General features: G+C 67.3%; 11 protein-coding genes and 2 pseudogenes. 6 read left to right on the top strand and 7 right to left on the bottom strand.

The window, feature by feature from the left end:
• A pseudogene (locus tag ABLE92_RS19020) lies at positions 1-212 on the bottom strand (hypothetical protein); the annotation flags it as partial.
• Between the two features lie 496 nt (positions 213-708).
• On the opposite strand from ABLE92_RS19020, the gene ABLE92_RS19015 reads away from it, so the two are divergent.
• Positions 709-1104, top strand: a complete 396-nt coding sequence (locus tag ABLE92_RS19015; RefSeq protein WP_348806330.1) for an SRPBCC family protein — start codon at positions 709-711, stop codon at positions 1102-1104.
• An 18-nt stretch (positions 1105-1122) separates the two neighbouring features.
• Here the strand turns inward: ABLE92_RS19015 and ABLE92_RS19010 are convergent, their stop codons facing one another.
• The gene (locus tag ABLE92_RS19010; RefSeq protein ID WP_348806329.1) at positions 1123-1602 is read right to left on the bottom strand and encodes an anthrone oxygenase family protein; all 480 of its coding nucleotides are present in this window, start codon (positions 1600-1602) and stop codon (positions 1123-1125) included.
• 93 nt (positions 1603-1695) lie between these two features.
• Between ABLE92_RS19010 and ABLE92_RS19005 the strand changes: the two are divergent.
• The 3 genes and pseudogenes from ABLE92_RS19005 to ABLE92_RS18990 all read left to right on the top strand — a co-directional run bounded on the left by ABLE92_RS19005 (position 1696) and on the right by ABLE92_RS18990 (position 4879).
• Positions 1696-2672 (top strand): annotated as a pseudogene (locus ABLE92_RS19005) (AraC family transcriptional regulator).
• Between the two features lie 7 nt (positions 2673-2679).
• Positions 2680-3702, top strand: a complete 1023-nt coding sequence (locus tag ABLE92_RS18995) for an LLM class flavin-dependent oxidoreductase (protein WP_348806326.1) — start codon at positions 2680-2682, stop codon at positions 3700-3702.
• A 241-nt stretch (positions 3703-3943) separates the two neighbouring features.
• Positions 3944-4879, top strand: a complete 936-nt coding sequence (locus ABLE92_RS18990; protein ID WP_348806325.1) for an EamA family transporter — start codon at positions 3944-3946, stop codon at positions 4877-4879.
• On the opposite strand, the gene ABLE92_RS18985 is transcribed toward ABLE92_RS18990, so the two are convergent.
• Both ABLE92_RS18985 and ABLE92_RS18980 read right to left on the bottom strand, forming a co-directional pair.
• A complete protein-coding gene (locus ABLE92_RS18985) occupies positions 4871-5452 on the bottom strand; it encodes an HD domain-containing protein (protein ID WP_348806324.1) in 582 nt (193 codons plus the stop codon). The two genes, ABLE92_RS18990 and ABLE92_RS18985, sit on opposite strands and share 9 nt — an antisense overlap.
• A gap of 55 nt (positions 5453-5507) precedes the next feature.
• Positions 5508-6566 (bottom strand): alpha/beta hydrolase, encoded by a 1059-nt coding sequence (locus ABLE92_RS18980; protein ID WP_425476189.1) that lies wholly within the window; start codon positions 6564-6566, stop codon positions 5508-5510.
• Between the two features lie 66 nt (positions 6567-6632).
• Here ABLE92_RS18980 and ABLE92_RS18975 point away from each other — a divergent pair, with 66 nt between their 5' ends.
• Positions 6633-7925, top strand: coding sequence for a Mur ligase family protein (locus ABLE92_RS18975; protein ID WP_348806322.1), 1293 nt, complete (start codon positions 6633-6635; stop codon positions 7923-7925).
• Positions 7922-8644 (top strand): type 1 glutamine amidotransferase, encoded by a 723-nt coding sequence (locus ABLE92_RS18970; protein WP_348806321.1) that lies wholly within the window; start codon positions 7922-7924, stop codon positions 8642-8644. The genes ABLE92_RS18975 and ABLE92_RS18970 overlap by 4 nt, the downstream gene beginning before the upstream one ends.
• A gap of 213 nt (positions 8645-8857) precedes the next feature.
• On the opposite strand, the gene ABLE92_RS18965 is transcribed toward ABLE92_RS18970, so the two are convergent.
• The 3 genes from ABLE92_RS18965 to ABLE92_RS18955 all read right to left on the bottom strand — a co-directional run bounded on the left by ABLE92_RS18965 (position 8858) and on the right by ABLE92_RS18955 (position 10509).
• Positions 8858-9157, bottom strand: coding sequence for a hypothetical protein (locus ABLE92_RS18965; RefSeq protein ID WP_348806320.1), 300 nt, complete (start codon positions 9155-9157; stop codon positions 8858-8860).
• Between the two features lie 106 nt (positions 9158-9263).
• On the bottom strand, positions 9264-10001 hold the full coding sequence (locus ABLE92_RS18960; protein ID WP_348806319.1) for a uracil-DNA glycosylase: 738 nt from the start codon (positions 9999-10001) through the stop codon (positions 9264-9266).
• A 10-nt stretch (positions 10002-10011) separates the two neighbouring features.
• Complete coding sequence (locus tag ABLE92_RS18955) at positions 10012-10509, bottom strand: uridine kinase family protein (protein ID WP_348806341.1); 498 nt, start codon at positions 10507-10509, stop codon at positions 10012-10014.
• Positions 10510-10578 lie beyond the last annotated feature (69 nt).

Here is a 10578-nt window from a genome sequence, read left to right as displayed (position 1 = left end):
TGCAGTAGCTCTTGAAGTTTGCGGCCTTCCTTCTCTGCGACCTTGAGGTGATCGCAGAGTCCGACAAGCACACTGGCGTGGTGATCGACCAGGTTGCGGATCAGCAGGATGGCGTGCAGTGCGTGCTTTGCGTCCTCGCGGGTGAGGCTGCGGTTGGTGTAGTCGAGTTCGGATAAGAAGTCGATGGTGGTGTCAAGTTCCCCCGATGTCATGTTCACCACAGTACGCCTCGTTGGCGGTCGGCGCAAGGGTCAATTTCGTGAATCCTGTTGCTGTGCATAACGTTTGGTCTGTGGATAACTTGTTGTCGGCGGGATATTCTTGTCGGTGGGGTGTGGTATGGGACGTCGCTTTCGCGGGAGGTGTTGTGGTGGTGGGGGTTCCAGTCTCTTCTCACCTGGTCTCGACTCGGACTTCGCTAGCGCTCCGTCCGGCTCGACCGGCGGATTGGGGTCGGCTCGACCGGCGGGATGGGGTCGGCGCGACTGACGGGATGGGTCGATGAGAACGAGATTGGGTTGTTGTCAACGCAATTCGGAGCGCTGTCAACGGAAGGGAAAGCGCCGTCAACGAGATTCAGGGCGCTGTCAATGAGATTCAGGGCGCCGTCAACGTAGCCAAGAGCGCTGTCATTGATGAGGAGAGCGCCGTCACCGGCAAGATGCATAGCCCTCAGGCTTTGTCGGTGGGCGGGTGCACTATGGACGTATGCGTAGTCGACATCTCAGCACCGTCATCGCCGCGAGCCCACAACGGGTGTACGAGTTCGCCGCCGAACCGGACAACCTGCCGCGGTGGGCCGCGGGCCTTGCCACCTCGACGGTGACCAGGAGTGGTGACGACCTCTTCGTCGAGTCGCCGATGGGCACGGTGACGGTTCGCTTTGTCCGACACAATGATCTCGGGGTACTTGATCACGACGTGATCCTGCCGGGCGGGGCCACGGTGACCAATCCCATTCGGGTACTTGCTCATCCCGACGGTGCCGAAGTGGTCTTCACTCTTCGTCAGCTCGAGATGTCGGACGCAGAGTTCGACCGGGACGCCGAGATGGTCATCGCTGACCTGGCGAGGCTCAAATCGTTACTGGAACAAGCGAGGTGACCAGATCGGGGCAGGCGCTCAGCCGCGCGTCAGCACGAGGCCGGCGGCGAGAACCGCCACCGACGCGGTGTGCAGAACGGCGCGAAGGGTGTTCCAGCGCACCCACGGCACGACGTATTCCGACCATACCTGCTGCGCCGCAACAGGTTCGATTGTTCCCGCATGCGCCAGCCGGTCGTTCAGCGGAACATTGGCCATCCCGGTGACAAGAAAGGCGACCACGTAGAGGACGGCGGCGGCCAGCACCCACCAACGCAGATCGTCACGCCAGGTCAGGACGGTCCCGGCGATCGCAAACACCAGTCCTCCGATGAAGATCGCCAGGAAGACCGGATTGACGATCACCACATTGATCCGTTGCATCGCGACGATGGCCGTGCTAGGGCCGGTGCGGTCGAGGGCCGGCATCACCGCGTAGGAGAAGGCGGCGAAGAGGCCCGCGACGAGCCCACCGGTCACCAGGGTCAGTATCAGGGTGATCGCTCGAAGGATGGTCACGAGATCAACTCCACTACGACGCGGTGAGTGTTTCCATTATTCGAAGGCTCGATTTCATCATCGACCGTCTCGGGCAAGCGCTATCGTCGGGCAATGGATGCTCTCGGTCTGCTGTTGAACGGCCCCCGTGCCGTCGATCCGATGATCCTGCGAATGGTGATGACCGGCGACTGGGCCGTGCGCATCACCGATCGTGCCCCGTTGACCGTCGTCGCGGTCACCCGCGGCGACACGGTGCTGAGCTACGACGACGGCTCGTCGTCACCACTGAACGTCGGCGACGTCGCCCTCATCCGCGGCACCGAACCGTACACGATCGGAGCCACAGCGAACTGTCCGCCGATCGCGATCATCGATGAGAGCGGGCACTGCCTGGATCCCACGGGACGGCACAGCGTGGCCGAGCAGATGAGTTTCGGTGTTCGGTCCTGGGGTAATACGGACTCCGTCCGGGACACCGACACCGTGATGCTGGTGGGCACGTACCAAACCGGCACCGTCGGACGGCACCTGCTCGACTCACTGAACCGGATCACCGTCGTCGAGAGCCACGACGACCCGTTGGTCGCCATGACCGAGTCCGAAGCCGTCGTCGACGCACCCGGGCAGGAGGCCGTCCTCAGCCGACTGCTCGACCTCCTGCTGATCACCGCGCTGCGCCGCGCACTCGCCGCCGGACACGGTCCGGCCTGGGTACGGGCCCATTCCGATCGCGTCGTGGGCAGTCACTTCGACTGCTGCACAACAACATCGATCATCCGTGGACGGTCGCCTCACTCGCCGAACAGGTCGGGGTATCCCGGGCTGTGATCGCCCGCCGCTTCACCGAGCTGGTGGGCGCACCTCCGATGACGTACCTGGCGACGTGGCGGCTGTCGGTGGCGGCAGACATGCTCGACGACACCGACGCGACCCTGGACGTGATCGCCCGGCGAGTCGGCTACGGAAGCGCTTTCGCCCTGAGTACGGCGTTCAAACGCCGGTACGGCGTGAGCCCGGCAGTCCATCGACGACGGGCCACCGGCCACGTCCCGCACACCACGGAACAATCCGGACCCCAGTCCGGTTAATGGTGTCATGACCAAGAAGATCGGTTTTCTCTCCTTCGGACACTGGTCCGCCTCGCCGGGGTCGCAGACGACCTCCGGCGCCGACACCCTGCTGCAATCCATCGACCTCGCCGTGGCCGCCGAAGAGCTCGGCGCCGACGGCGCCTACTTCCGTGTTCACCACTTCGCGCGCCAACTCGCGTCGCCGTTCCCCCTGCTCGCCGCGATCGGCGCGAAGACCAGCAGCATCGAGATCGGCACCGGCGTCATCGACATGCGCTACGAGAACCCCATGTATATGGCCGAGGACGCGGGCGCGGCGGACCTCATCGCCGGTGGGCGGCTGCAACTCGGCGTCAGCCGGGGGTCCCCGGAGCAGGTCATCGAGGGCTACAAGTACTTCGGATACGTTCCGCCGGAAGGAGTCTCCGACGCCGACATGGCCCGCCAGCACACCGACGTCTTCCTCAAGCTGATCGACGGCGCGCGGTTCGCCGAACCCAACCCGTCCCCGATGTTCCCGAATCCCCCGGGCCTGCTCGGCATCGAGCCGCAGTCGCCGGGACTGCGGACGCGGATCTGGTGGGGTGCCGGAACCCGGGCCACCGCCGAGTGGACCGCCGAACAGGGCATGAATCTGATGAGCTCGACGCTGCTCACCGAGGACACCGGCGTCCCGTTCCACAAGCTGCAGGCCGAGCAGATCCAACGGTTCCGCGACAAGTGGGCCGAAGCCGGACACGAGCGTGAACCCCGAGTATCGGTGAGCCGCAGCATCTTTGCTCTCACCAACGACATGGACCGCGCCTACTTCGGTCGCGACCGCCACAGTTCGGATCAGGTCGGCCACATCGACGGCGGACTCGCCCGATTCGGACGCAGCTATGCCGACGAACCCGACAAACTCATCGAACAACTCCGGGAAGACGAGGCCATCGCCGCCGCGGACACCCTGCTGCTGACGGTGCCCAACCAGCTCGGCGTCGAGTACAACGCCCACGTCATCGAGTCGATCCTCACGGAGGTGGCGCCCGCGCTCGGCTGGCGCTGACGGTGCGGCGGGGTGACCTCGATACGGCCCTCGTTCCTCGGGCCACTCGGCCGGCGGGGCGTGGGTCTCCGGTGTGACGGTTCCGGCGTGACGCTACGGAGGTGACCTCGATACCGCCCTCGTTCCTCGGGCCTACTCGGCCAGCGGAGAAAGGGTCGCAAGTTGACCATGTAGCTTTCCTACATAGTTCATCCAGTTAAATTCGCTTGTCCTTCATCGATATGGGCTCGACGATGGCTGCATGACCACACGCGATCGCCTGCTCGGACTCACCGTCGTCGTCCTGTGGGGTCTGAACTTCATCGCGATCCGCGTCGGCCTCGATCACTTTCCGCCGTTCTTCTTCGCCGCCCTGCGGTTCGCGGTGATGGCGGTGCCGGTGATCGCGTTCGTCCGCTTCCCGAAGGTGCAGATGCGCTGGTTCCTGCTCTACGCCGTCGGATTCGGCTTCGGGCAGTTCGCCTTCCTGTTCCTGGCGATGGATCTCGGTATGCCGACCGGCCTCGCCTCCCTCGTCCTGCAGACCTCCGCGCCGTTCACCGTGCTCCTGGGCGTGGTGTTCCTGCGTGAACGTCTGGTGCCCGCCCAGGTTCTCGGCATCGTCGTCGCCGTCGCGGGCATCGTCCTCATCGGCGCCGACCGCGCCGGACACTCCGCGATCGGGCTCGGCATCGTGCTCCCCATGGTGCTGACCGTGCTGGCCGGACTGTCCTGGGCATTCGGCAACATCGGCAGTCGCCTATCCCAGCCGGACGACGCCCTCCGGATGACGCTGTGGATGTCGGTGGTCCCGCCCATCCCCTTCCTGCTGATGAGCCTGGCGACCGAAGGCCCCACCGCCGATCTCGCGTCGCTCACCTCGCTGGGCACGTCGTCGGGACTGCTCGCCCTGGTCGGGCTGGCGTATGTGGTGCTGCTCGGCACCATCGCCGGATCGGGTCTGTGGACGATGCTGATGAAACGCTACGAGGCCAGCCGCGTCGCGCCGCTGTCACTGCTGGTGCCGGTCGTCGGGATCAGCGCGTCCTGGCTGTTACTCGACGAGGTGCCGTCGTGGGTCGAGATCGGCGGAGCCGCACTCGTCATCGCCGGTTGTGCCGCCGGGGTGATCGCGTCGCCGCGCTCGCGGCCGAAGGCCGCCAGAACGCAAGAGCACGAGCTTGTCTCGTCAGCCTGACGTGAGCTCGACGATCTCGGCTGCCACATTGCGCCGCGCATCGGCCTCCCACAGCCGCCGCGCCGTCGCGGTGACATACAGATGATCGTGAGACAGCAAGTCCCGCAACACCTGTGCACGCCCGTTGCGGAACAGGTCGTCGGGGACCGCCTGATACTCGTCCCGCACCGCGTCGACGTACTCGCGGTACCGCGCCGGATCGGCACCCAGAATCCACAGATCCGCATCCGACAGCACGGCACCGTTGCGGTCGTCGGATGACGGGTCGTGGGTCCGGGTCAACTCGACGAGGCGGACCACCTCGGCGACGTCCGGGTCGTCGGCGGTGAGGAGGTCGGCGGCCAGGCGCGCCGACGCCCCCTCGTTGTCCTCACCGAACACCTCGTACACCGCGTCGTGAAACCAGGTGGCCAGCACCACCGGGCGAACGTCGAACTCCTCGCCCGATGCCGCCAGAACATCGAGCGCACTGAGCATTTCGTCACGATGCCGGGCATCGTGGTGCCGACGGTGTGGTTCATTCCAACGTGCGTCGAGGTCGGCGACGAGCCCGACCGGCATGTCCACCTGCATGGCGTCACGGTACCCGCGGCTCGCCCTGCCGGGTCATTCCGGCGACGTACTCCGCTCAGCTCAGCGCTGCCGCGATCGTCTCGTGGATGCGGGACACCGCCTGCCGCGCCGACGGACTGTAGCCCGTCATGTTGGCGAAACCGTGGATGAGTCCGCCGTCCCGTTCCAGGGACACCGAAACCCCGGCTGCGACAAGCGCATCCGCGTACGCGATGCCCTCATCACGCAACGGGTCGAATCCGGCCACCACCACGTGGGCGGGCGGGAGGCCGCTGAGATCGGTGGCCAACAGCGGCGACAGCCGCGGGTCGGTGCGGTCGGCATCGGCCGGAATGTAGTTCTCGTCGAACCAGTCGATCCGCGCCTTGGTGAGCAGGTACCCCGTGGCGAACTCCTCCCGGGAGCCACCCTCACGGTTGTGATCGGTGATCGGGTAGAGCAGCACCTGCAGTCGGGGCGTCACATCCTCACCCCGCACCTGCTGGGACACCACCGCCGCGAGGTTGCCGCCCGCGCTGTCACCGGCGACGACGAGGCGGTCGGCGGGCACACCCCACTCCGCGGCCTTGGACACCGCGAAATGCCAGGCGACCAACGCGTCGTCGACCGCTGCCGGGAACGGATGCTCGGGCGCCAGACGGTAGTCGACGGAGAGCACGTCGGCGCCGGTGTCGATCGCGAGCCGTCGGCAGTACCCGTCGTGCGTGGCCGGGGAACCGAGGACGAATCCACCGCCGTGGAAGAACACGATCAACCCGGTGGTGGTGACCTCGGCGCGGTAGCGGGTGGCGGGAATCGGCCCGTCCGGCGAGTCGATGGCGAGGTCCTCGACGACGGCGAGTGCCGGTGTCTTCTCGCCGCCGACCCCGGCGTTCACGACGAGGTTCCTGCGGGCGTGTTCCGGGGTGACCCCACCCAGATCACCACCCGGGATGAGCCCCATGACGACGGCGGTGGCGAGCATATCCGGGGCGATGTGCTCGCCGTCGGCGTTGACCGGGCAGAACCGCGCGAGGGTTCCCGGCACCACCGCCGGAATGTGGCCGATGCGACTCAAAGCCGCGCGGACCGGTCGTAACGGAAGCGGAAGTGTCGATGTCGTGGCCCTGCTCACACCCCGCGACACTACTCGCCGGTTCCGTCACGGCACCGCGCGCATCGCTGTGCCAGACTCGTCCACATGCCCGACCGCGACACCCCGTCATCGTCCGCGACGCGCGTCCCGCTGCGCACCTCGGTGGCCCTGGCCGCCGCCGCATCCGCTCGATGGGCCTCCCGCACCGCAGGCCGCGGAAAGGGCTCGATGATCGGCGGCCTGGTCGCCGAGAAGATCGACCCGAAGATCATGTCGCGCCTCGCGGCCGGCAAGCGGACCGCGCTGATCACCGGCACCAACGGCAAATCGACGACCACCCGGATGACCGCCGCGGCCCTCGCCGAACTCGGTGAGGTGGCCACCCAGGCCGACGGCGCCAACATGGACGCCGGGATCATCGCGACACTGAGCCTGCAACGCTCGGCGCCGGTGTGCGCACTCGAGGTCGACGAGCTCCACGTCCCACACGTCAGCGACGCCACCGACCCCGAGGTGCTGGTGATGCTGAACCTATCCCGCGATCAGCTCGACCGCGTCGGCGAGATCAACATGATCGAACGTCGGTTGCGCGCCGGGATCGCCAAGCACCCCGCGATGACCGTCGTCGCCAACTGCGACGACGTCCTGGTGACCTCGGCGGCGTTCGACGCACCCAAGGTGGTGTGGGTGGCCGCGGGTGCGAGTTGGGTGGGTGACTCGGTGAGTTGCCCACGGACCGGTGAGCCGATCATTCGCGGCGCGGATGGTGACTGGCGTTCCACCGGCGATGAGAACTTCCGTCGCCCGTCACCGGACTGGTGGTTCGACGACGAGAACCTGTACGGCCCGGACGGATTCACCTCATCGATGTCGCTGCTGGTACCCGGGCGCGCCAACCGTGGCAATGCCGCGCAGGCGGTGGCCGCCGCCGTCGTGATGGGCGCCGACCCGGCCAAGGCCGTCGCCGCGGTGCAGACCGTCGGCGAGGTCGCCGGGCGTTACGGCATCCATCAGGTCGGCAATCATTCGGTGCGCACGTTGCTGGCGAAGAATCCCGCGGGTTGGCAGGAGGCGCTGTCGATGATCGATCAGGACGCCGACGGTCTGGTCATCGCGGTCAACGGGCAGGTCCCCGACGGGGAGGATCTGTCGTGGTTGTGGGATGTGCGGTTCGAGGCCTTCGAGACCATGCAGGTCGTGGCCTCCGGTGAACGGGCCGCCGACCTGTCGGTGCGACTGCTCTACGCCGGCGCCGAACACACCACGATCGACGACCCCATGGCCGCCATCGCATCCTGCCCGCCCGGCCGGGTCGAGGTGCTCGCCAACTACACCGCGTTCCGCGACCTGAACACCGCCATCGAACGTGCCGAGCGCGCCCGGAAGGCAGAACAGTGAGCGAATCGACCCTGCGGATCGGCCTCGTCCTGCCCGACGTGATGGGCACCTACGGCGACGGCGGCAACGCACTGATCCTGCGTCAACGCGCCCGGATGCGCGGGATCGACGCCGAGGTCATCCAGATCACCCTCGACGACGAGGTCCCCGATTCGCTGGACGTGTACACCCTCGGTGGCGCCGAGGACTACGCGCAGCGATTGGCGACGCGGCACCTCACGCGCTACCCCGGACTGCAGCGGGCCGCGGCCGCGGGACGGCCGGTGCTGGCGATCTGCGCGGCCATCCAGGTGCTCGGCCATTGGTATGAGACCTCGGCCGGTGAACGCGTCGACGGCATCTCGCTGTTCGATCTGACGACGTCACCGCAGGCGACACGGAGCATCGGCGAACTGGTCACCGATCCCGTCCTCGAGGGTTTGACCCAGCCGTTGAGCGGTTTCGAAAACCACCGCGGCGGAAGCACTTTGGGTTCGGACTCGTCGCCACTGGGGCAGGTGCGGCACGGCGTCGGCAACGGGGTCGGCGACGGCACCGAGGGCGTGGTCAGCGGATCGGTCATCGGCACCTACATGCACGGACCGGCGCTGGCACGTAATCCCGAACTAGCCGATTTTCTCCTGGCCCGGGCCATCGGGACCGATACGCTTGCGCCGCTTGACCTCCCAGAGGTTGACCGGCTGCGCGCCGAGCGACTCGCCGCCGGCCGGCGGGGCTGAATCGGCACGCGACCACCAGTGCATCCGGCGAAACTTGGGGCATCGGTCCGCGCCGCAGATCGCGCAATCGGTTCCGGCACGGTAATGCTCATGTGCTGACTTCGGATGACTACATCGACAACGGTGATCCGCGCGCCCGACCATGACGACACCCTACGCTCTGCACCGATCACCGGACGGCGGTATGCCCGCTATGTCCCCTTTTCGGGTGAGTCAGCCCGCGCGCCGATCGTCGTCGGCAACCACCCGAACCGGGTGGCGTCGCGATCCCGTGGCCTCGGGTGCGGTGTTCTTGGGTGCAGTGGTCATGGGCGCAGTGGTCATGGGCGCGGTGGTCACCAGGCGCAGTGCCGGGCGCCGCGCGGCCGCTGCGTCCCGACCGATCGGCCTGCGCGTCTTGCGGAACTTCGCGCACCCGGCGAATCCGCAATGTCCGCAGTCCGATCCCGCTCGGTAGTGCTCGTGCATGGCGCGGGGATGTCCGCAGCGGCAGACGTCGTCGTCTTTTCTCATCGGCGGTCCCTTTCGTCGTCTCATCGCATCGGGGGTGTTCGATGTCCGCCTTCGACGTTGCCCACCGACACTGGCCCGACCCTGGCAGCCCCCGGTGGGTCGGCTGTCAACGCCGCAGCGTGGGCAGCCCCGCGATCCGGGCGGCGTCGACGATCACCTCGCGGAGCATCGCCGGCGTGAGGCGGCCGGTGAAGGTGTTGTGCTGGCTGACGTGATAGCTGCCGACGACGGTGAGGTGATCGTCGCCGTCGGTGATGACCGTGCGGGCGCCGTGACCGAACTTCGGTCGGGGCCGGGCCACGTCCCAGCCGAGGTCGGCGAAGGTCCGCAATCCCACCTGCCAGCCGAATCCCCCGAGCACCAGCACCGACCGTAGCGTCGGCCGCAGCAGGGCGAGTTCGGCGGCCAGCCACCGCGAACAGCGATCACGTTCGGCCGGTGTGGGTTGATTCTGCGGTGGCGCGCAATGCACCGGCGCGGTCATCCGCACCCCGAACAGTTCCATGCCGTCGTCGGCGGAGATCGCGTCCGGGCGGCTTGCGAGCCCGACGTCGTAGAGCGCGCGGAACAGGACGTCGCCGCTCTGATCGCCGGTGAACATCCGGCCGGTGCGATTGGCGCCGTGGGCGGCCGGCGCCAAACCCAGGATCAGCATCGCGGCGTCGGCCGGTCCGAATCCGGGAACTGCTCTGCCCCAATAGGTCTGGTCGGCGAACGCCGCGCGCTTCTCACGCGCGACCCGTTCCCGCCACGCCACCAGCCGTCGGCAGGCGCGGCATTCGACGATCGCGGCATCGAGGTCGGTGATGTCGGCGATGTCGGTGAAGGTGCGGCGCCTGCCCATCGCGGTCTGCTCAGTCCAGCACCCGGCATCGGTCCCGGGTGCGGTCGACGGCGAACCAGCCGCGTTCGAACTGTTGCCAGCGTTGCAGAAACGGTCGGGACTCCTCGCCGTCACGGGCGACGGCACGTTCGAGACGTTCGGCGGCGGGCGCACCGTCGAGCCACAGCGAGTAGGTGAGACGGTCGGCGATGCGTCGCCGCGCGGCGGACACCCCCTCGATCACCAGCAACGGTTCCCAGCGATACCAGATCCGGCTGCCGATCTCGGGGACGCCGTCCACCCACACACGCGGCCGGTACCGGTAGTCGCGTCGGCGGATAAAGGCATGCAGCACATCGGTTTCCAGCTCCGGCCACCACGCCACCGGGTTGTCCCAGGTGGCGAAGTCGTCGGTGCGGACCAGGACCACACCGGTACCGCGGGCCCGCAGTTTCGCGACGAGAGCGTCGGCCACCGTCGACTTGCCCGCCCCCGACGGACCGTCGATCGCGACGATGCCGGAGATCATCTCGGCGGCGAGATCGTCGAGGCGGGCGTCGAGTTCGTCTGGCAGTGGCGGTCCGGCGGTGCCGGTTTG

The sequence above is a fragment of the Gordonia oleivorans genome (genome assembly GCF_040044975.1).
Lineage (GTDB): Bacteria > Actinomycetota > Actinomycetes > Mycobacteriales > Mycobacteriaceae > Gordonia > Gordonia oleivorans.
This window is presented reverse-complemented; position numbering and strand designations above follow the sequence as displayed.

Excerpts from the sequence above, each read along its gene's own strand:
- ABLE92_RS18960 (WP_348806319.1), bottom strand. The coding sequence starts at position 10,001 with ATGGGCAGGCGCCGCACCTTCACCGACATCGCCGACATCACCGACCTC.
- ABLE92_RS18975 (WP_348806322.1), top strand. The coding sequence starts at position 6,633 with ATGCCCGACCGCGACACCCCGTCATCGTCCGCGACGCGCGTCCCGCTG.
- ABLE92_RS19015 (WP_348806330.1), top strand. The coding sequence starts at position 709 with ATGCGTAGTCGACATCTCAGCACCGTCATCGCCGCGAGCCCACAACGG.
- ABLE92_RS18995 (WP_348806326.1), top strand. The coding sequence starts at position 2,680 with ATGACCAAGAAGATCGGTTTTCTCTCCTTCGGACACTGGTCCGCCTCG.
- ABLE92_RS18985 (WP_348806324.1), bottom strand. The coding sequence starts at position 5,452 with ATGCAGGTGGACATGCCGGTCGGGCTCGTCGCCGACCTCGACGCACGT.
- ABLE92_RS18965 (WP_348806320.1), bottom strand. The coding sequence starts at position 9,157 with ATGAGAAAAGACGACGACGTCTGCCGCTGCGGACATCCCCGCGCCATG.
- ABLE92_RS18990 (WP_348806325.1), top strand. The coding sequence starts at position 3,944 with ATGACCACACGCGATCGCCTGCTCGGACTCACCGTCGTCGTCCTGTGG.
- ABLE92_RS18955 (WP_348806341.1), bottom strand. The coding sequence starts at position 10,509 with ATGATCTCCGGCATCGTCGCGATCGACGGTCCGTCGGGGGCGGGCAAG.